The organism is Deltaproteobacteria bacterium (assembly GCA_029860075.1).
GTDB lineage: Bacteria > Desulfobacterota > JADFVX01 > JADFVX01 > JADFVX01 > JAOUBX01.
In genome coordinates this window covers 1-20,087 of record JAOUBX010000026.1, presented here as the reverse complement: position 1 = coordinate 20,087, position 20,087 = coordinate 1, and the positions used below count along the sequence as shown (strand labels likewise).

The following is a 20,087-nucleotide window of genomic DNA, read 5'->3' as shown; positions in this document are numbered from 1 at the left end:
CGCTCAATGGAAGTTAAAGATCTTGGAGAATTTAACCTGATTGAAAAAATTGCGGCTCACTTTAACGGCCGCGATCAAGATCTGTTAATCGGTATTGGTGACGATTGCGCTGTCTACGGCAAGGGAAGCAAAAAGCTGTCACTGGTCACTTCGGACATGCTCGTTGAGGGGATTCATTTCAATCTTGATTTTACGTCACCCTACTATCTGGGAGGCAAATCGCTTGCCCTTAACATAAGTGACATTGCGGCCATGGGAGGCAAACCCCGATGGTTTCTCCTCTCTCTTGCCCTGCCGGGCCATATGGATGTAAGTTTTGTAGAAGAATTTTGCACCGGCGCCGCCCATATTGCAAATAAATATGGCCTTAAGCTTATCGGCGGTGATACGGTCGCTTCTCCTGATAAAATTATTATCAGCATTACCCTTATGGGCGAAGAAGATGGGACAGAGCCCATCAGAAGAGATGGCGCTGCCGATGGAGACCAGATATTTGTTACCGGTACGATTGGAGATTCGGCTGCCGGACTTGAACTTCTTAAGGGAGGAACATCCCGTGATAGTGAGAATAAAAGCCATGTTGAGGTCATCATGAAGCATCTTTCCCCCACCCCGCGAATTCTGGAATCCGAATTTATTGCGTCAGGAAAAATTGCTACTTCCATGATTGACATCAGCGATGGTCTCTTGCAGGACCTGAATCATATCTGCCGGAGCAGCGGTGTCCGGGGAAAGGTGTGGCTCGACAGAATTCCTTTGTCTGATAGTTACAGGGAGACGGCGCAGGGATTAGATCTCGATACCCCTTTTCCCCTTGTCGGCGGTGAGGATTACGAACTCCTTTTTACCGTTCCGCTGGAAAAGGTGGAGGAACTCGATTTGCTGGAAAAGGAGTTTTTTTGCAGGGTGACCCATATCGGCGAAATTGTGCGGGGCGAGGGTGTTGCTCTTTACGATAGCCACAATAATGAAATCGAGCTGACACAGTACGGTTATGAGCATTTTAAGGCCGGACAATAAGTTTTATTGACTTGTTAGTTCTAAATGTGGTAACTCCCTTATTTGTTAAGGGATTTTAGGAGAGAAAGGTTCCTCCAGCGATAGCTTGAAAGGAGTTAAAGGATTTTTCTGAACTGTACACCTGAAGATAATAAGCCGGGAAATATTACAGGTATCTCAAAGGAGACTTTTATGGGGGTCAGGGATATTGTTCTCGAAAGGGGAGGCCTTGATATAGGCAATTATAAAGATAAATGCATTAAAAGGCGTATTGCCGTGAGAATCAGGGCAAGAGGTTGCAGCAGCCATGAAGAATACCTGAAACTGCTAAAAAGTGATGAAAGAGAAACGGATAAGCTGCTCAACGTTCTAACGATTAATGTTACCCAGTTTTTCAGAAACATTGAAGTCTATGAAAAGGTAAGAGAGATTGTGTTCCCTTCTATTTTCAGGGAAAGGGAAGCAGATAAGGATGAGGGAATCAGGGTATGGTCTCCGGGGTGTTCCAGCGGAGAAGAACCCTATAGCGTTGCCATTATGTTGAGGGAGTATTTTAGGAGAGAACTGGGGCAATATCCTCTGTCGATTATGGCAACCGATTTCGACAGGAAAATGATCAAAAAGGGAAGGGACGGTATCTATCATGAAAAAAGTATGGAAGAAATGCCGCCCCAACTTAAGGAAAAGTACTTCAGTCCTCTTGAGAGCGGGCTTTTTTTAGTTGATAAAAAGATCAGGGACATGGTTGCCTTTAAGCGAAAAAATATTCTTGAAGAAAACATGTATGGTGATATGGATCTGGTCGTTTGCCGGAATATGCTCATCTATTTTTCGAGGGAACAGCAGAACGAAGTTTTACTTAAGCTGGCTAAAGCTCTCAAGGTGGGAGGCTATCTTGTTCTGGGAAAGGCTGAAACGCTCGTGTCGGAAAGCAGGAAGATATTTGATACGGTCTGTACCCGGGAGAGAATATATAAAAAATCAAACTGTACAGGTTTATAATTTAGTTTAGGAGGCTTTAGAATGAGGATTGAAATAGGCTATAAGTTTATATTTGGATTTATAATCGTCATTGGTGCAGTTGTCGCGGTTCCCTATATTACCCCCTATCTTGGAATAGATAAATATTGGTGGGAAGAACTCTTTACTGTCCTTTGTGCCGTTGTAATAGGCCTCTTAATTGGGACGGCCTTCTCATCGAAACTTGGGAAAATATTCGGGGATATGTCTGAAGCGGCGGAAGAGATCAGTAATGGTAATCTTAAAGAAAGAACAATTCTTATGTCAAAGGCAACCTTTCCTGATGAAACAGTTGACCTGGAAGCTTCCATACAGCAAATGCTGAGAAGTTTAAGGGAGCTCGTGACGAGCATGAAGAGCCATTCCGGCAGTGTTTCCGACGCGGCCCAGAGCCTTTCCGCAACGGCAGAGGAGATGAATGCCTCGACGGAAGAGATCTCTTCCACTATAGAACAGATCACGAAGGGGGCCGAACTTCAGACCGATATGGTTGAAAAATCTTCCAAACTTATCAAGGAAATGGCGGCCTTTATTGAAAAGGTGGAAAGCAGTTCAAAGGTTGCCGCTGACAACTCGGCGAAAACATCCAAAACTGCCGAGGATGGAAGCCAGCAGGCCATGGAGGTTATTGAAAAACTCAAGGGGGTTTTTGAGGAGGTGGATAAATCCTGTGAAGTTGTTTTCCGCTTCGGAGAAAAAACGCATGAAATCGGGAAAATTGTAGAGGTAATTACCAAGATTGCCCAGCAGACGAACCTGCTGGCCCTTAACGCAACCATCGAAGCGGCCCGTGCCGGTGAATACGGAAGGGGGTTTGCCGTTGTTGCCGAAGAGATAAGAAAGCTGGCGGAAAGTTCAACCCGGTCTGCCGAGCAGATTACGACACTCATTAAAGGTATTGAAAAGGAAAGCGCTGCCGCTGTCGGCTCTCTAAGGGAGAGTACGGGCGTGATGAATGAAGGTAAGGAGGGTATTGAATTTACGGAGCAAAAACTTCAGGAAATTGTGAAGATGGTCCAGATTTCCACGGAAAGTTCAAACAATATTTACCTTCTCACTCGTGAGCAGATGACCGGCGCCAGAGGCATGGTTACGGCTATTGATGAAATTGCCAAGGTGGCAGAGGATAATGCAGCGGCTACGGAAGAGGCTTCTGCTGCAACGGAGGAACAGATGGCTTCCATGCAGGAAATGGCTTCTGCCGCCCAGGAGCTTTCAAATCTTGCCGATGAGATGCGCAAGGCTACGGACAGGTTCGAGGTTTAAGGTTTTATGGTGGAGGTCGCTGAAAAAAGCACGGCTCTTTCTTCTTCCGGTGAACAGTACATCCTTTTCAAATTGGGAGATGAGTTATTTGCTTTTAATATAGCCACTGTTAACGAAATTACGGAACTGCTTCCCATGAATATGGTTCCCCGGTCGCCTAAATTTATTAAGGGCGTGATCAATTTTCACGGAAGAGTTATTGCCATCCATGACCTTGCAGCTTTTTTTAACTTAACTTCCGGCAAAAAAAACTTGGCTCTGAAAAGAATTATTGTGCTTGTGCCGAAAACTTACCATATAGGCTTTCTCGTTGATAGCGTAAAAGAGATTACCTGGATTAATGATGAAGATGAAGAGGTTAACCCCATGGAAGGAAAAGATTTTAAAAATATATATGTAGATAAGGTGGTTTGTATAGGCGATACACCGGTAAATATTATCGATGTAGATAAACTGCTGGCCGACCTGGAAGACTATTTTAAGGAGGTTTACATTGAGCATTAAGATACTGATTGTAGATGATGCCGTATTCATGCGAAACATGATTAAGGATATCTTTACAGGTGATGAATTTGAAGTCATTGGGGAGGCGGCAAATGGTGTGGAAGCAATAGAGAAATACAAGGAGCTTCAACCTGATGTCGTTACCATGGATATCGTTATGCCCCTCAAAAGCGGTATTGAAGCGGTAAAAGAGATTGTTACCGAATTCAATGATGCAAAAATTGTCATGTGCAGCGCTCTTGGCCAGGATTCTCTCATCATGGAGGCGATTGAAGCCGGCGCCAAGGATTTTATTGTAAAACCATTCAAGGCTGACAAGGTCATAGAAATAGTAAAGAGAATTGTTACTGATTGAGACGTGGACAGACGTTTCATGGCGCCGTTTCAACGATTAATTTTTAGAAGATTCATTCCGGTTAATTTTATTAATTAACTATCTTAAGCCAGGACCAGCCTTATGGATATGTCCAAATATAAAGGGATGTTCATTTCCGAAACAAAAGAACATCTCCAGAGTATGAACAAACTCATCATATCGCTTGAAAAAACTCCTGACAAACAGGAAGATATTGAGGCCCTCTTCAGGGAGGCCCATTCCGTAAAGGGGATGGCTGCTTCCATGGGGTATAGTGATATCTCCGAACTAAGCCATAAAATGGAAGACATGATGGACCTCTTCAGGAAGGGGACCCTTAAGCTTGATTCTTCTGCCGTTGATCTCCTTTTTGAGGGGCTCGATAGCCTTGAACTTATGTTGAAGGGAATCGAAAATGACGAACCTGCCGGCATAGACTGCTCGGCGCTTATCTCAAAAATGCAGGACATACAAAAGGTCAAGGGAAGCGGCAGGGAGGCAGAAGCTCCCAGGGAAGAAACCGCTGAAACGCCTTTAGAACCAAAGGCGACAGAAGGCGCCCTGTTAACTGTTGATATAAAGATCGACTCCTCATCCCAGATTCCCGGAATGAGGGGATTTCTTGTTTATAAAAACCTGACCAACATAGCGGAAGTTGTTTCTGTAGCGCCCGATATTGAGACTGTAAAGCAGGGGGATTTCGGTAACGAAATTTCATTCCGGATTTCTACCGAAAAGGGCGCTGCTCAAGTCAATGAAATGCTGAAAAAAATGGTTGATCTGGCCAGCTTCAGTGTCTATAAAGTTGATACCGTCACTGCCTCTGCTGAAGAATCGTCAAAGCGTCCCGCGCAGGAGCCGCCAGGCTTTTCAAAACCCGGCGCACCCCCAAAAAAGCAGCAGGTGAGAACGGTAAGGGTTACTACCGACCTTCTCGATAACCTGATTAATATTGTTGGTGAAATGATTATCGCCCGTTCCCGCCTCTTTGAGATGGGAAAGGAAATACCTTCAGAACCCCTTCATGAAGGCATGCTTGAGATGAGCAAGCTCATCAGAGACCTTCATGGACAGGTTATGTCTGTCCGTATGACGCCTATTGAAAATCTTATGGAGCGCCTGCCCCGTGTTGTGAGGGACCTGGCGAGAAAGAGTGACAAAGAGGTAGAGCTTGCTATTGAAGGAAAGGATATCGAGCTTGACAGGGCAATTGTTGATGAAATGGGGGACCCCCTTGTGCATATCCTGAGAAATTGCGTTGATCACGGTGTCGAGTCTATGGAAGACAGAAAGGCGGCAGGCAAAAATCCTGTGGGAATAATAAAGATCAGGGCAATGAGAGAAAAGGACCAGGTCTACATCAATATCCAGGATGACGGTCGGGGGATGGATGTTGATAAGATCAAAAGAAAAGCCATTGCCAGGGGGATTCTTAAAAAAGAGAAACTTAATCTTATCAGTGACAAAGAAGCCCTCATGCTTGTTTGCCATTCCGGTTTGAGTACGGCTGAAAAGGTGACTGACGTTTCCGGCCGTGGTGTTGGCATGGACGCTGTAAAGTCTGTTGTCGACTCAATCGGCGGCAGTCTTCATATTGATTCTACACCGAATAAGGGAACCATTATTACGCTTAAACTGCCGCTCACCGTTGCAATTGTTCATGTTCTTCTCGTTAAGGTAAATGAAGAAGTTCTGGCTATACCCATTAACAAGATAATCAGAACAGCCGAAGTAGAAAAAAGCGGCCTCAAGCGGAGTCAGAAACAGCTTGCCGTTCTTATCGATAATGAGCTTATTCCTCTTCTTAGTTTAAAGAGAATTTTAAAGATGAAAGGGAAGGATGTGCTTGGTCAGCAGATATCGATTGTTGTCGTCGAAATGAAGAATAAGAAAATAGGTCTTGTTGTGGACAGTTTTGTAGAGCAACAGGAATCCTTTGTTAAACCGCTTGAGCCCCCTTTGTCATGGGTAAAGGGTTTTTCCGGAGCTACTATTCTTGGTGACGGGTCGGTTATCTTTGTCCTTGATATGCCTAACTTACTTTAAAGGTTGATGACGATGGTATTTTCCAGACTTCAAAATGCCCAGCTCGATGCACTGACTGAAATCAGTAATATCGGTGTTGGCCATGCGGCAACGGCCCTTTCCCAGCTTCTTGCAACGAGTGTTGAAATAAGGGTTCCAAAAGTTGAATTACTCGATATTGCGGATGTTCCCGATCAACTCGGTGGGGACGATACGCCTGTTGTGGGAATGTTTCTTAAAATGCTGGGGGATGCCAGCGGTAATATGCTTCTTATTTACCCGAGGGAAAGCGCTGAACGGATGGTCTCTCTTCTTTTACAGAAAGAACTTGAAGAAGGTGAAGTTTTTTCAGAAATGTCGCTTTCGGCGCTGAAGGAAGTGGGTAACATTCTTGCGTCAGCCTACCTCAGCGCTTTAGGCACCATGCTCAATATAAATCTCATCTGTTCAACGCCGAGTGTTTCATATGATATGGCAGGCGCCATTGTTGATTACTCGCTCATTGAGCTTTGCAGCGCAGAAGATAAGGCCCTTGTCGTTGAAACTGAATTTTTCCTGAGAGGCGATGAGGTAAAGGGTAACTTTTTTCTCATTCCTGACCCCGGTTCTCTCAATGTTATTCTTAAAGCTGCGGGTCAGGAAAGGTAGAGGCATTTTGTGGCAGTCGATTGTAATATCATCAAGGTAAAAATTGCTGATTATAAAATCGGGGCAGCTCCTGACATCCTGGTAACGAACGGACTCGGTTCATGTGTCGGCCTTTCTCTTTATGATAAAGAAAAAAAAATGGGCTGTCTTGCCCATATTATGCTCCCAAACAGTACAAAAGCGGTGGAGGAGAAATTTTATCCCAGGTATGCAGATACGGCTATCAATCTCATGCTGGAAAAACTTGGCCATAATGGCTGTTCATCAATAAGCCTTGAAGCAAAAATGGCCGGTGGGGCCTCCATGTTTCCGGCGCTGAAAAAAGAAAATAAAGGTGTGGGAGACAGGAATGTTGAAGCCATTCTCGAAATATTGCAGACACATGAGATCAGGCTTATCGGTTCTGATACGGGAGGTTCTTACGGAAGAAGTATCGAGTTTAGCACTGATTCCGGCAAAATGAGTATTAAATCTATCCAGCACGGCATTTTGGAAATCTAAATTTTTCATTTCTTGATTCCTTTTGTTTTTCCAGATATATTTAAGGAACCTCTTCAATACCGCAGCGCAGCGTCTGTATATTTGGGGAGCGCCCTTAAGTTTTTGAGTAAAGGGTCTTAACTATGGAAAAAACTATCATCCCCATTGCCGGTGGAAAGGGTGGCGTTGGTAAAAGTCTCTTTGTGGCCAACCTCTCTATTGCCCTTGCAAAGGCGGGCCATTCAACGGTTGCCGTAGACCTTGATCTGGGCAGCTCCAATCTGCATACTTACCTGGGGCTTCCCAATGTTAATCCCGGTATCGGTGATTTTCTCAAGGTCAAAAAAGTCAGTTTCGATGGTTATCTTGTAGATACGGGGATCGAGAACTTTTCCTTTCTTCCCGGTGACGGCAAATCTCCTTTTATGGCAAACATCCCCTATGCCCAGAAACTGCGCATAATAAGAGAAATAAAAAAGATTCCCGCAGAATATATCCTCGTCGATCTCGGGGCCGGAAGTTCTTTTAATACACTTGATTTTTTCGGCATGGCCGATTCAGGAATCATCATTTCCACTTTTGAGTATTCGGCAATTATGAATGTGCTCATGTTTTTGAAGAATTTTATCCTGAGGAAGATGAGGCATATTGCGCGGCCCAACAGGGCTGCTACAGCGCTTATTGATGAGTTATGTAAAAAATCGACAACTTCAAAGCCGCTTACCTCTGAACTGGTTATCGAGGAGATGGATAAGGTTGACCGTCAGGTAGCCGGGGAGATGATGGCCTTTTGCCATGATTGCCGTCCCCGGTTTGTATTTAATATGGGTGAAAACCCGGAGGAACTCAAGGTTCTCGATAATCTCCATTCAACGATTAAGGAGAGGCTTTCCCTGGAGACGGAATATATCGGGTTTGTTTTTGACGACAGTCATGTCAAGAAATCTGTTAAGGAGAAAGTACCGCTTCTCACCTATTATGATGATTCTATTGCTGCCGAAGGGATAGAGAGTATTGCCGGTCGGATTATTAAATACTGGGACGGTCCTATTGAAGGCAGTATAGAGAAGCTTATGGCGGCAACGCAAAAGGCATATGATTCCAAATTTATAGAATCCTACGATATCAGTCTGGCCTGAGTTATTCACTTTTATTTCATTAAGGGTGGATTGAAATAGCCGAACTTTATTGACCGTCTTACTTCTTTTATCTTCTCCATCCACTTTCTGATTCCGATTGTTTCTGCCTTGACTTCCCCCATTTCCATTTCTTCCCAGTACATATGGGGATCCATGTTGAGATTTCTCATCTGTATCATGTTGACGGGAATTTCTTTTAAAAGAGCAGTCATTTCCGCCATTTCATCTGCCCTGTCGGTAAAGCCGGGATAGATGAAGTAGTTGAGGGAGACCCATTTGTTTAACGCTTTGGCTACTTTCATCGATTCTTTCACATGAGAAAGGCCGTAACCCTTCGGTTTGAAGTAACGCTCGTAGTAGCGCTCCTGAGCGCTGTTTAATGATATTCTGATACTGTCCAGTCCGGCATTGCAGATTTTTTCGACGGCTTCAGGCATGGATGCGTTACTGTTCAGGTTGATGGTTCCCTTTTGTGTTTTCTTTCTCATTTCCCTGACGGCTTCTTCAATGAGTCTGGCCTGGGTCAGGGGTTCCCCCTCACAGCCCTGACCGAAACTGACAACGGCCCGTGGCGCTGATTCGAGATGAGGGACGCAGTATTGAACGATTTCATCAACGGTAGGTGTGAAGTTGAGCCTGTCCTGTGTAGAAGGAATATCTGATTCTTCGGGTTGTTTGGAAATGCAGCCCCGGCACTCGGAGTTGCATCCTACCGATACGGGAACAGGCGCTTCCCATCGTCCCATAACCCAGTTTCTGGCGGCGGGGCAGAGGTAGTCAAAGGCACAGTTCTCTATGAGGTGGGTGGTGAGCCGGTTTCCTTTGTATTTTTTAAGAAGCTTTTTCCCTCGTCTTATAATTTCTGCCTGATCAAAGTTTTCACAGTCCTGTCTTTTGTCGTTATCCACCCTGAGAGCTGCTGCGACAAAGTCTTTGCCGTCAAAACCAACGGCTGCATAGGCAAAAAGGGGGAGTGCCCGGGCTCCTTCCTTTTTCTTGCAGGCTGAAAGATAGAGCGCTGTATAGGCGGGCGCAAGAAAGGCCGAAGCGGCGAACACTTTCATCCCCCTGTAACTTTTAAGGGTCTTTATTTTGCCGCTCCTGCGATCAATCCCCAGTGCATACCTGTCAGGCAGAACATGCAGGTCGCTGCCATAGGGGAGCGGTATTATCGCTTCTCTTTCAGGGATGACAAATTCATTACCGCTTCGAGCAAGCATGGCATATTCGGGCAGGTCGAAAAGGTTTCCTGCTTCGTCGCTCACAACGAGGGAGGGGAGGGCGTTGAGTTGTTTTCTGCTGACATTCTTTAACATAGCGCTATATTAGCATAGGGAGAGTAAATGGTAAATAAGGCCTGACTTGACGATAACCGGAAAGACCTTTTATAATATTCCTATGGAAATGACTTTTGACAGAAACAGGCTCGGTGTAGGCCTTGCTGTCTCCCTTGTTGTCCACCTTGTACTTCTCTTCTTCATCGCTGTCATCTCTTCTATTGATATAAAACCGGTGGTACCTGAATCAAAGGATTTTTTTGTGGAAATCTTTGATGGGACGGTGGAGAAGAAAGAACAGTCACGCTCTGAGGAAAACAAGCGATTTGGACGGGAAGCGAACCGGGTAGAGAAGGAGACAGCCCCGCCACCATCACCGTTACCTCCCGAGGTGTTTTCAAAAGAGCAGCGTTCTGTGTCGTCCAGGCCTGAGAGTGTGCAGGCTGAACCATCAGAAGGCAATTTAGAGTTGGAAAGTAGTAAAGAACCCTTTACCGATGCTCCTGGGCTTGATGTAAAGGAGCAAGCTCCTGTTATACAGGATGGGTTGAGTAAGAGTCCCCTTGAAAAAGCCGAAAAAAAACTGCCTTCTTTCAGTGCCCTCATGCCCTCATATGAACGGCTTTCCATGCAAAGGCCTGACCTTGATACACCGAGAGAAGTGGAAATTGGCAATGCCGTCTCACTCAACACGACAGAATTTAAATATATCTCCTACTTTTCCAAAATCAAGCGGCAGATCCAGATGGTCTGGAAGTACCCTGAATCGGCGAGAAGAGAAGGTTTAAAGGGGATACTGACACTTAAATTTTCCATTAATGAGGATGGAACTTTGAAAGGTGTAAATCTTCTTCGGTCCTCGGGCAGTTCAATTCTCGACGGCGCCGCCATAGATGCCATCAGGGATGCCGTTCCTTTTTTCCCCTTGCCTGATAACCTGGGTGAGGTTCTTGATGTTGTTGCCAACTTTGAGTATGAGTTGAATGGGTATTATTTCAGGTAGCAATTGTAAATTGGGTAGAGGAATGCGAAACCGGATTCCCGATTAGACCCTCGGGAATGACAATGGGGGGGGCATTCGGAGTAGGACAGGCAAGGCTTCTTTCTTCCCTGTCATCCCCGAATTATTCTATCGGGGATATGGTTCTAATTTTGTTACTTGGTCAACCCGGCAGATTTTAAAACCGGATTCCCGATTAGACCCTCGGGAATGACAATGAGGGGGGCATTCGGTAAGAACAAAAGAGGTAGATTGGAATGGACAGATAAGGTGTTCTGCTTTTTCTGTCATCCCCGAATTATTCTATCGGGGATATGGTTCTAATTTTGTTACTTGGTCAACCCGGCAGACTTCAAAACCGGATTCCCGATTAGACCTTCGGGAATGACAATGAGGGGGGCATTCGGTAAGAACAAAAGAGGTAGATTGGAATGGACAGACAAGGTGTTCTTCTTCTCTGTCATCCCCGAGCGCTTCTATCGGGGATATGGTTTCAATTCCATTACTTGATCAAATCACAATACAAATCCCGCCACTGGGGATTATTCTTTTCAATCAAAGCAATTTTCCATGCTCTATTCCACTTCTTAAGCTGTTTTTCCCGTGCTAAGGCACTATTTACATCTTCGGCAACCTCAAAATAAACAAGGTTATGGATGTGGTATTTATTTGTAAAACCCTCTGCCAAATCAGATTTGTGAGTATAAACCCTTCCTGTTAGATCGGAGGTAACACCGATATAAAGCATTCCGTCTCGCTTACTTGCCATGATGTAGACATAGTATTGTTTATTCATCATATCTTAAAACCAGATTCCCGATTAAACCCTCGGGAATGACAAAAGGGGGACATTCGGAGTAGGATAGGCAAGGCTTCTTTCTTTCCTGTCATCCCCGAGTGCTTCTATCGGGGATATGGTTTTGATTTTATTGCTTTATCAAATCATCAAACGTTAAAACCGGATTCCCGATTAAACCCTCGGGAATGACAAAAAAAGTAGTAGTAATGTACCCACTCATTTACGGTAGAAAAAAGTCCTGCTCCTTTTAAGCAGTTCGGCGGCACGGCTCTTGTTATTGCCGCAATATTCCAAAACCCTGACCCTGGCGGTCTCTATTATACTTTCTACGGAAAGATCGACACAGGGATTGTGAAAAAGGACCCTTTCCAATTGTACTCCCGGGACAAACCACTCTTAATGAAAAGCTGCCGCATTACCTTTTAAATTTTCTTAAAGGAAGTTCGAACACATTTTTCCATTTGTAAAACTTCGTCGTCTGTCAGACTTGCGAACTTGGCCTTACGCATGTTAATTGACAGTTGACCTTTGTTGTCAATGCACAGGCGGATAAAGAGATCAATAAGCCGATCAGGCATATCCACAATCTCTCTTATAGCCAATTTTGCCCTATCGTAATCAATAATAAAGTCCAATTCTGAGACTAACTCATGTTCAATTGTATCCTCGATAAATCCGAATAATCTTTCAGCTATTGCGGTCATATCGATATATTTATAATGCAGTGCCGTTTCATTCTTAACATCCATTCTGCCATCAGCATCCAGTTCATAATCCAGCAGTGGCAAAAGAGACTTTGAAAAGAGCTCTAAAGCTTCATCATATTCCCTCATCTTGTGGAGCATGGTTGCTGAAACCGGGAAAATAAAGCCTTTCGGTGTAAACAACCTTTTTGCCAAAATATTATGAATTAGAAAGCGATGAATACGACCATTACCATCATCAAAAGGATGAATAAATACAAATCCGAATGAAATTGCTGTCGCAATCAAAACAGGATGAACTTGAGAATCCACCATTCGCTTATAGGCCTGGAACATGCCTTCCATGAGTTCTTGAAGGTCTTCAGGCCTGGGTGAAATATAATGGATCACCTCATTACCAAAACTTACGGTTTGTCCCACATAGTTTTGATCAGTACGAAAATCATGATTAGCAAAACGTTCATCAACAGTTGCCTTCTGAAGTTCTATCAATGATTTTTTTTCAAAGAACTCCTGATCATCTGCTCGCATAAGCAATTCAACAAATCGGGCTGCCCGTTTCTGATCCGGAACTGCTCGCTCAATCTCAAAGGAAGATTTTGTTTCCCTGGTAAATAAATAAGAAACTGCCCGCTGTATGATTTCCGGCGGATATTGACCTATTACTTCTATTCCTTTCTTGTCTAGCTGAAGATCAATATAATCTTCCAGTTCATCAGTTCGTCGAATCATAGGGCAGAAGTGCTGATTGCCTAAGAGATTATCTGTAACTTTTTGACGGCGGGATTGGGCACCTTTTCCAGTGTAATACTGGCCCGAATCAAGGAGATCAACATAATTAGTTACACCGGGAGTTTCCAAATCCAGTTCCTTGTCCATAAGATATTCGTACAAAAACCAGATTTTTCGTGAATGCTTCCCTGCTGGATTTCGCTTGATAGAGTCTTCAAGTTCCCCGGAGTCTACAACCGGGAAAAGAGCTTTGAGTATCTCCAAGTTGATCCCTTCATACTTTAGAGCAAATACTAAATGATCCATCAAAGTGTCTGCAGGGTCATATCTCCTGGTATAAATCTCCTTCCTCCGGTAATCCTCTATAACCGTCTTACGCCTTCCTTTTTCAGCGATGAATGACTGAGTATGATGAGGTATGACTTTAAGAGAATAGCGCCGTACTAATTCGCCATAACCAACGAGCCTAAGATCTTTGTCCGGGTTAATTTTCATATTTATTGCTAACGCATAGTTTTAATAAACATTTATTTGAGGAATAATAGATTAATTCTAGTGAAAGTGTAGCAAAACACTTTTTATTTGTAAATTTATTTATTTTTGATTGGAAATTGGTTGAAAAAGACTTTTTGATGTAGAAGTTTGGATTTTATTGGCTATTCTTGTTTCAAATCATATTTACAAATTATCGACCAGTACCTAAATCTCGTTGCCGCTGCCTTACTATTTGTTGCTGCATCCTTTGCAACTGCTGCAGGGCCTTATTTTTATTTTTGTCAGAGTTTGCTAATCCTTCAATATAATGTTGTTAAGCCAGGGGAGACAGCTTAAAACTATTGCACTTGAAGAAGATGCAACGATTCAGAAGCTTTTAAATGAAGCACTGAATGATCTGTTTGTTGAACTGGAAACGTAAGTACAGTAGAGCCTGGCAATAAAAACGTCTTACAGGGAAATTATATGCCCCGGATTTTCATCCGGGTTACGCTTAAGTTAAAGACCCTATACCACTAAAATTAGAACCCTTTATTGCCCTCCTTTCTTCTCTGTCATCCCCGAGTGCTCCTATCGGGGATATGGTTTTGGTTTTATTACTTAATCAAATCACCATACTTAAAAACCAGATTCCCGATTAGACCCTCGGGAATGACAAATTCATATAGGTTTCTTTCTTTCCTGTCATCCCCGAATGCCCCTGTCGGGGATATGGTTTCAATTTCATGACTCGATCAAATCACAATAAAAATCTCACCACCGGGGATTATGCTTTTTAACCAAAACCAGATTCCCGATTAAATCCTCGGGAATGACAATAGCGGGACATTCGGAGTGGGATAGATAAAATATGGTTTTCGTAGATCAGAATGGGCGGAGTGAAGTGCAACCCATAATTTCAAGAGAAAGAGCTATCACTTCACACCAGCCGCCCCAGCCTCAATCTCCTTTATTCGCTTAAGAATTTTCATTGCCTCATCCCTTTTACCACTGTCATAAAGCAACTGCCCCTTTCTTTTCAGCGGATTGATGTAGGCTGAAGCCAGGACTTTGACCGTGAGATCATCTTTCAGATTATATTGGAGCAGGCTTCGGAAATTGAAGGTGTCCCATTTTTTTACAGCCGGTTTTTCGTAGGTCTTGCTGACTTTGTAAATGAGGCCTTCATTGATAACGTAAATCCCTTTTATCTCTTTAAATTGTCTGTAGACGGGACCGAATTCATAGGATATATAGATAGGTCTTATTGCGATGATGTCTTCAATAACAGTATCCACCTGGTTTACCTTAAAGGCATCGAGCATGTCGGCAAAGGCGACTTTTTTACCGCTTCTTGATGAATGCTTGCCCAGGTCTTCCACTTTGATATCAATATTTTTGTACCTTTCCCTGATTTGTCCTTTGAACCAGGGAAGCATGAGAAAGTCCACGTCGATGACGGCCACATCGGGTCTTGCGCCTTCAACAAACTGGAGATACCAGAGGGGAAAGAGGGCCGTGTCGGACTCAACGAAAATAACACCCTTTTCATCGATGCTGTTAAATATGTTGGAGGCATAATCGAGGGCAAAGTAGTTATTGCTTTCGTCGTTTTTTTGATAGACAGAGGGTGCGTTATAAATCAGGGAAGCTGAAATTGCGGCAAAAAGTACGGTAAGGGAAATGTGGCCCCCTTTTCTATTGACTATTATAGATGTTAAGTTCGAAACAGCGAGACCGATCCAGAGCGCCATGATGGCATAGGAAGGGATCAACATGGCGCTTACGTTTTTGTAGGATTCTGAAGATGTGGGATTTAAAACGAGCAGGGTAGCAATTCCGTGGATAATAAAAAGGAGGAAGAGAAATAAAAAGGGAGGCTTTCCCCATTTGTAAGACCTTGTGAGGCCCCACAGCGCCAGAATCGCTCCTGTAAAGGTAAATTCCCGGACTATAGCACTGCCATACCAGGTAAGTTGCTTAAATGCCTGTTGTAAAGTAAGGCTTGTTTCAATCGTTGGAAAGTGTCTTCTTAGTACTATATCGAAAAATTGCCTAAAGTTTTCAGGATCGCCCCAGTCCATAGCGGGGGACTGCATTGACCTTAGGGGCATATAAATATAAACACTTAAGCCGAGTATGAATAAGGCGATCAATGAAAAGATAAGAGGAATATTTTTTATTTCATTTCGCTTTCCGGCAATAAGGAAGATGATCAATAGAGGTATAAAGGGAAGCAGTGTGTGATGATTGGCAAGACCAAGGCCATAAAGAAAAAAGCCTGCCGGCAGGTATGGCCTGTCTCCCTTTTTCCACCAGAGATAAGTAAAAAAAAGCAGCAATGAAAAGAAAAGAAGGTTGAGGGTATAAACTTCTGACACTACCGATTGGGACCATAAGGTAGTTGAGAGAGCCAGAAAGGTTGCAAAAAAAATAATGCCCACTCTGGCGTAATTGATTCCGGAAATTTCAATGAGCAGTGCAAGTATAAATATGGATGCTGCCGAATAAAAGGCCGATGCTAAATTAATCCGCCGGGCAATGGAGTCAGACCAGGGAATGAGAGAAAAAAACTTGCCCAGCAAAGAATAAAGGGGATAGCCCGGCGGATGGGACATGCCGAGTGTATAGGCTGATGATATCAGTTCGGGGGAATCGCCAAAATTTATTGTTGGTGACAGGGTGAAAGCATAAAGTATGAGAGTTATTGCTGAGAGTGTAAGTGGGAGAATTAACTTTTTTTTATAAAATGCTGAAGGAGGAGAATCCATTGCATTAAATGTAAAATACCAGATCTGGTATGACAAAAGATTTATTACTCATAATTATATCAGATAAATTTTTAATAATAAAATCCCTCCTCACCTCCCTTTACAAAAGGGAGGGATTTTAATCTCCCCCTTTTGTAAAGGGGGAAATATGCCCCTAGAGGGTATTAAGGGGATTTTAACGCGGTTTAGCTTTCACTTATGAATTTAGGCCGCCTGCTGCAATTTCAAGGGCCCTCATGCTTCCTTTGGCCTTGTTTACCGTTTCTACATATTCGCTTTCCGGGTCCGAATAGGCGACAATGCCGGCACCGGCCTGTACATATGCTTTGTCCCCCTTGATGAGAATAGTTCTTATGGTAATGCAGATATCCATATTGCCTGTAAAAGAGAAATAGCCCACGGCTCCCGCATAGGGGCCTCTTTTGGTCGGCTCCAGTTCCTCGATGATTTCCATGGCCCTTACCTTGGGTGCCCCTGATACGGTTCCCGCAGGGAAGCATGCCCTCAGCACGTCATAGGCATCGAGACCTTCATTGATATTGCTTTTTACGTTGGAGACAATATGCATGACATGAGAATAGCGCTCGATAACCATGAGTTCATCCACTTCAACACTGCCTACCTGTGATACCCTTCCCACGTCATTACGGCCAAGGTCGACAAGCATGATGTGCTCGGCTCTTTCCTTGGGGTCGGCAAGAAGATCTTCCTCAAGGGCCTTGTCTTCTTCTTCCGTTTCGCCTCTTTTGCGGGTCCCGGCAATGGGCCTTAGCGTAATGTCTCCTTCTTCTACTCTTACCAGTACTTCCGGTGATGATCCTACAAGGGAAACTTCATCCATAGTTAATAAAAACAGGTAGGGAGAGGGATTTAAAGACCTGATGGCCCGGTATACGTCGAAGGGATCTTCATGATTATCCACTTCAAAACGCTGGGAGAGAACGACCTGGAAAATATCGCCTTCCCGGATGTAGTCTCTTGCCTTTTCCACAATATTCTTGAAGGCTTGTTTTGAAAAGTTAGAGTTTGGTTCCTCTGGCTTTGACAGCCTTTTCCGGTTCTCCCTGATCGGTATAGGGCTTCTGAGGCGGTCGATCATATCTTCGACTCTTTCCGCTGCCCTGTGGTAAGCCTCTTCTGTATCAACACCCTCCGTATGGGCGTTTGAGACGACTTTAATCTTCTGATTTACATTGTCAAAGATGAGGATCGTATCGGTGATCATGAGAAGAGAATCAGGCAGGCCCAGATCATCTTCCGTAAGTTCAGGGAGTTTTTCAAAAAATCTGACCATGTCGTAACCGAGATAACCGACGGCACCTCCAAAAAACCTTGGAAGGCCCGGGAGCTTGACAGGCTTGTATCTGTTCATAAGCTCTTTCAGGTGATAGAGGGGGTCTTTATCACAATGGATGATTTTCGTTTCGCCATTTTCGATGATCTCTACATTGCCACCCTTGCTCTTGAAAATAACCGACGGCTCACAGCCGAGAAAGGAGTACCTGGCCCATTTTTCACCGCCTACGACGCTTTCAAATAGAAAGGAGTAAGGGCCGCGCGCTATTTTTTTATAGGCAGAGACAGGTGTATCCATGTCGGCCAGTATTTCCCTGTAAAGGGGAATAAGGTTCCCCTCTTTGGCCAGTTCTTTAAATTCGCTCATTGAAGGTGTGTGCATAGGAAGAATGTCCTGAGTACTTGTTGTAAAGATGTATACTAAATTATGAGTTAAAAAATGTCAAAGAATTAGCGGCATTGCTGATTTTTAATGGGTATAAAAAATAATCTTTTTTCAGGTATTTCAATACCGGTCTTTAATATCTCCGTCCACGGATAATAGCATTGTTTAGTTTTATTTGAAAAAATAGTATGCTATAAAGATTACAGTGCTATGTCAGGGAGAGATGAATGATCAGGCAGGTCGAATACTTTGAAAGCAGCGGCAGGGAAAATAGTGGGCGCTGTATTGAAATTACGTCTCAGCTTGTTAATGAGGGGTGCAGGCATGTTGTTGTCGCAACGACTGTCGGAACTACCGGTGCGGCTATGGCCAGGCAGCTTGAGGGTAAAAATGTCAACGTCGTTGTTGTTACCCATTCTGCAGGTTTTAAGGAGCCAAACCATTTTGAATTTTTGCCTGAACATCGAGATGAAATATTAAGGTGCGGCGCAAAAATATATACGGGCACCATACTGACTCATTCAATAGAAACGGCTTTTTCAAAGAAATTTGACGGTCTTTATCCGACTATGATCGTTGCCCAGTCACTAAGGAGGTTTGGCGAAGGGGTCAAGGTTTGCTGTGAAATCGTTATGGAGGCCTGTGACGGTAGTCTTATTCCCGAAGGGGAGGAAGTTGCGGCCCTTGCCGGTACGGTAAGGGGGGCTGATACGGTATGTATAATCAAATCGGCGGCATCAAAACGCTTCCTTGAATTAAAAGTGCTTGAAATTCTTGCAAAGCCGAGGGATTGAAATTTAATTTCCTTTCCAGTATTTTTTAAAAGGAGGTCGCCATTAAACTTTTTAAAGGGAAGGAACTGACACGCCGGCAGCTTCTTGATAAAGCGGCCAAAGCAAGAGGCAAGCGAAATGCGAAGAAGGCCGTTGCCATTTACCGGGAAATGCTTGCAAAAGAACCTAATGAATTTGAGTTGCATCTTAAAATGGCCCCTATCCTCGTATCTATGAAAAATTATAAGGATGCGGCTTCAAGTTTTAAAAAATCTGCTGAAGGATACTATAAAAAGGGAAAAGTAGACATGGCTATCGCAGTGTACCGGCAGGCTGCCCGTGCCATGCCGAATCACAGCGGCTTGTGGGAGCGTCTCGCCAGGCTGGAGCTGGATCGAAATAAAACGTCAAATGCGCTTGCCATTCTTATGGAAGGAAGTAAGCACTTTCATAAAAAATCGACCAGGGACAAGTCTGTCAGGCTTCTTCGTATTGCCTTTAAAATAAAACCCTGGCATTTTGATACGACCCTTGAGCTGGTAAGGCAGCTTGCCAAAAAGAAGGAAAAAAGAGAGGCCGTGAAAATTCTTAAGGGACTTTCAAAACGGGCAGAAACGAATAAAATGTATCGCAAGGCTATGCGCACTCAGTTTCGTATTTCTCCGACACCGGGACATCTGTTGCTTCTTATGAGGTCTTTCTTCCGAAGAGGATGATGGTTGCCTGTTTTGAGAGGACTTATTTTTCAGCCCTCTTATCCGGGTTTTGAATTAGTGGAGATTTCTTTAAACAAAGATTAGCTATAAAGGACAAATTAACCCTTATTAATTGGTAAGGAGTATTGTTAATGGCCATCGATGAGAAGAGGACAAGCGAGCGTATCGGATTTAACAAACCCATACTTTTCGGCCTGGAAAGGCCTCCGGCGAAGTGGGCTTACATCATAGACATTTCTGAAAAGGGATTGTTTATAAAAACCAATATCATCTATCCCGAAGGAACCGTTCTTTATTTGACCATTAAAGACGAAAAGGGTGTTGATCACGAACTGGTGGGTGAAGTGATGCGTTTCAGGAAGATCCCCCCTGCTTTTTACAAGGAAGGGCTCTCCGGTATGGGGATTAATCTGCTTACTTATGAAGAAGAGTTTCTGGAAGTTTATCGAAAGAAGCTCGAAGAAGAGAAATAGATTCTCAGAGCTCGGTTCCCCTTTGGGAATTTGGACTTATTTGTTTTTTCCCGGAGCTTTGTTCAATATTTTCTGCCTGTTGTCTGTTCGTTTATCAACGGCATAGGAACTGCCCGGTAACGATTTGGCGTAATCTTTGAGGTCTGCGGCAAGTTCCCCCACCTGGATGTGATTTACCAGTGTTCTGTGCTGGTTTGTAACAACGGCTATGGAAATAGTCATTATGGGGAAGTTTGTTTTTTCCCCCGGCG

Annotated in this window: 20 protein-coding genes; 13 read left to right on the top strand and 7 right to left on the bottom strand. The window is 43.9% G+C overall.

Features of this window, described 5'->3' with window-relative positions:
• The first annotated feature begins 6 nt into the window (after nucleotides 1–6).
• From thiL to OEV42_09585, 9 genes are all read left to right on the top strand, one after another.
• Nucleotides 7–1,020 carry a thiamine-phosphate kinase gene (gene thiL, locus OEV42_09625; GenBank protein ID MDH3974525.1) on the top strand — a complete coding sequence of 338 codons (1,014 nt, stop codon included), beginning with the start codon at nucleotides 7–9 and terminating at the stop codon, nucleotides 1,018–1,020.
• Between the two features lie 171 nt (nucleotides 1,021–1,191).
• On the top strand, nucleotides 1,192–2,001 hold the full coding sequence (locus tag OEV42_09620; protein ID MDH3974524.1) for a protein-glutamate O-methyltransferase CheR: 810 nt from the start codon (nucleotides 1,192–1,194) through the stop codon (nucleotides 1,999–2,001).
• 21 nt (nucleotides 2,002–2,022) lie between these two features.
• The gene (locus tag OEV42_09615) at nucleotides 2,023–3,285 is read left to right on the top strand and encodes a methyl-accepting chemotaxis protein (GenBank protein ID MDH3974523.1); all 1,263 of its coding nucleotides are present in this window, start codon (nucleotides 2,023–2,025) and stop codon (nucleotides 3,283–3,285) included.
• Nucleotides 3,286–3,291: 6 nt separating this feature from the next.
• Nucleotides 3,292–3,789 carry a chemotaxis protein CheW gene (locus OEV42_09610; GenBank protein ID MDH3974522.1) on the top strand — a complete coding sequence of 166 codons (498 nt, stop codon included), beginning with the start codon at nucleotides 3,292–3,294 and terminating at the stop codon, nucleotides 3,787–3,789.
• Entirely contained in the window at nucleotides 3,779–4,144 is a 366-nt protein-coding gene (locus OEV42_09605) for a response regulator (protein MDH3974521.1), read from the top strand. The genes OEV42_09610 and OEV42_09605 overlap by 11 nt, the downstream gene beginning before the upstream one ends.
• 102 nt (nucleotides 4,145–4,246) lie before the next feature.
• Nucleotides 4,247–6,190, top strand: coding sequence for a chemotaxis protein CheA (locus tag OEV42_09600; GenBank protein MDH3974520.1), 1,944 nt, complete (start codon nucleotides 4,247–4,249; stop codon nucleotides 6,188–6,190).
• Between the two features lie 12 nt (nucleotides 6,191–6,202).
• Nucleotides 6,203–6,817, top strand: a complete 615-nt coding sequence (locus tag OEV42_09595) for a chemotaxis protein CheC (GenBank protein MDH3974519.1) — start codon at nucleotides 6,203–6,205, stop codon at nucleotides 6,815–6,817.
• 9 nt (nucleotides 6,818–6,826) lie between these two features.
• Nucleotides 6,827–7,318, top strand: a complete 492-nt coding sequence (locus OEV42_09590; GenBank protein ID MDH3974518.1) for a chemotaxis protein CheD — start codon at nucleotides 6,827–6,829, stop codon at nucleotides 7,316–7,318.
• Nucleotides 7,319–7,440: 122 nt separating this feature from the next.
• Complete coding sequence (locus OEV42_09585) at nucleotides 7,441–8,436, top strand: P-loop NTPase (protein MDH3974517.1); 996 nt, start codon at nucleotides 7,441–7,443, stop codon at nucleotides 8,434–8,436.
• 11 nt (nucleotides 8,437–8,447) lie between these two features.
• Here the strand turns inward: OEV42_09585 and OEV42_09580 are convergent, their stop codons facing one another.
• Nucleotides 8,448–9,752 (bottom strand): radical SAM protein, encoded by a 1,305-nt coding sequence (locus OEV42_09580; GenBank protein MDH3974516.1) that lies wholly within the window; start codon nucleotides 9,750–9,752, stop codon nucleotides 8,448–8,450.
• Between the two features lie 82 nt (nucleotides 9,753–9,834).
• On the opposite strand from OEV42_09580, the gene OEV42_09575 reads away from it, so the two are divergent.
• Nucleotides 9,835–10,716: an energy transducer TonB gene (locus OEV42_09575; protein MDH3974515.1), complete on the top strand. Its 882-nt coding sequence runs from the start codon at nucleotides 9,835–9,837 to the stop codon at nucleotides 10,714–10,716.
• A gap of 499 nt (nucleotides 10,717–11,215) precedes the next feature.
• Here OEV42_09575 and OEV42_09570 read toward each other — a convergent pair whose 3' ends face one another.
• The 5 genes from OEV42_09570 to trpE form a co-directional block, all read right to left on the bottom strand.
• Nucleotides 11,216–11,512: a GIY-YIG nuclease family protein gene (locus tag OEV42_09570; GenBank protein ID MDH3974514.1), complete on the bottom strand. Its 297-nt coding sequence runs from the start codon at nucleotides 11,510–11,512 to the stop codon at nucleotides 11,216–11,218.
• A gap of 216 nt (nucleotides 11,513–11,728) precedes the next feature.
• Nucleotides 11,729–11,884, bottom strand: a complete 156-nt coding sequence (locus tag OEV42_09565) for a helix-turn-helix domain-containing protein (protein ID MDH3974513.1) — start codon at nucleotides 11,882–11,884, stop codon at nucleotides 11,729–11,731.
• 50 nt (nucleotides 11,885–11,934) lie between these two features.
• Nucleotides 11,935–13,443 carry a Fic family protein gene (locus tag OEV42_09560; protein ID MDH3974512.1) on the bottom strand — a complete coding sequence of 503 codons (1,509 nt, stop codon included), beginning with the start codon at nucleotides 13,441–13,443 and terminating at the stop codon, nucleotides 11,935–11,937.
• 914 nt (nucleotides 13,444–14,357) lie between these two features.
• The gene (locus tag OEV42_09555; GenBank protein MDH3974511.1) at nucleotides 14,358–16,229 is read right to left on the bottom strand and encodes a DUF2723 domain-containing protein; all 1,872 of its coding nucleotides are present in this window, start codon (nucleotides 16,227–16,229) and stop codon (nucleotides 14,358–14,360) included.
• Between the two features lie 160 nt (nucleotides 16,230–16,389).
• Nucleotides 16,390–17,871: an anthranilate synthase component I gene (trpE, locus tag OEV42_09550; protein ID MDH3974510.1), complete on the bottom strand. Its 1,482-nt coding sequence runs from the start codon at nucleotides 17,869–17,871 to the stop codon at nucleotides 16,390–16,392.
• A gap of 230 nt (nucleotides 17,872–18,101) precedes the next feature.
• Here trpE and OEV42_09545 point away from each other — a divergent pair, with 230 nt between their 5' ends.
• The 3 genes from OEV42_09545 (at nucleotide 18,102) to OEV42_09535 (ending at nucleotide 19,836) form a co-directional block, all read left to right on the top strand.
• Nucleotides 18,102–18,668 carry a hypothetical protein gene (locus OEV42_09545; GenBank protein MDH3974509.1) on the top strand — a complete coding sequence of 189 codons (567 nt, stop codon included), beginning with the start codon at nucleotides 18,102–18,104 and terminating at the stop codon, nucleotides 18,666–18,668.
• Nucleotides 18,669–18,817: 149 nt separating this feature from the next.
• Entirely contained in the window at nucleotides 18,818–19,363 is a 546-nt protein-coding gene (locus OEV42_09540; GenBank protein ID MDH3974508.1) for a hypothetical protein, read from the top strand.
• Nucleotides 19,364–19,494: 131 nt separating this feature from the next.
• Nucleotides 19,495–19,836, top strand: a complete 342-nt coding sequence (locus tag OEV42_09535) for a PilZ domain-containing protein (protein MDH3974507.1) — start codon at nucleotides 19,495–19,497, stop codon at nucleotides 19,834–19,836.
• Between the two features lie 36 nt (nucleotides 19,837–19,872).
• On the opposite strand, the gene OEV42_09530 is transcribed toward OEV42_09535, so the two are convergent.
• The coding region (locus OEV42_09530) for a hypothetical protein (GenBank protein MDH3974506.1) at nucleotides 19,873–20,087 on the bottom strand (215 nt) is incomplete at its 5' end.